Origin of the sequence: Jeotgalicoccus sp. S0W5 (assembly GCF_011634875.1) — a bacterium.
Lineage (GTDB): Bacteria > Bacillota > Bacilli > Staphylococcales > Salinicoccaceae > Jeotgalicoccus > Jeotgalicoccus marinus.
On the sequence record NZ_SIRQ01000023.1, the window covers coordinates 1 to 546 of the forward strand.

The 546-nt window shown below is 33.3% G+C and carries 1 protein-coding gene; it reads right to left on the reverse strand.

The genetic code is table 11. The features are described from left to right. The coding region (locus EYB29_RS11260) for an AMP-binding protein (RefSeq protein ID WP_256370674.1) at window positions 1-540 on the reverse strand (540 nt) is incomplete at its 3' end. Window positions 541-546: the final 6 nt, after the last annotated feature.

Genomic DNA, 546 nt, shown 5'->3' on the forward strand with positions numbered 1-546 from the left:
GGATAAATCAGTATTCAGAATATATGCTTTGGTGTTATTGATTGGTTTACCGATTGGCACACTGTTATTTAAATTATTCATTTTATAGGGCCATAACGTCGCTGTAACTGTCACTTCCGTTGGACCATAAGCATTGATATATATTTCATTCCATTTTTTAGCCAGAGGAATTGAACTTGCTGATCCACCTACAATTATCTTTTTAACATTAAAAAATTTATTTTTATCTAAAAATTTAAGGAATGTAGGAGGAAGTATTAAAGCTGTAACTTTATATTTTTCTAAAAGTAACTCAAATCGTTTATGATCATATATACTATGTGTAGGGACGATAACTAATGTAGTCCCTGTGAGTAAAGCAGTCCATATCTCTCCCATGGATGTATCAAAAGTATAATTAGCAAATTGCGTGATTGTATCTTCTGATTCTAAATTAAAAGCTTTTTTAAAGGCCGTAACTAAATTTGGTATACCTCGATGTTCTATCATCACTCCTTTGGGTGTCCCCGTGGTCCCTGAGGTGTAGATCACATAAGCCAGATGATC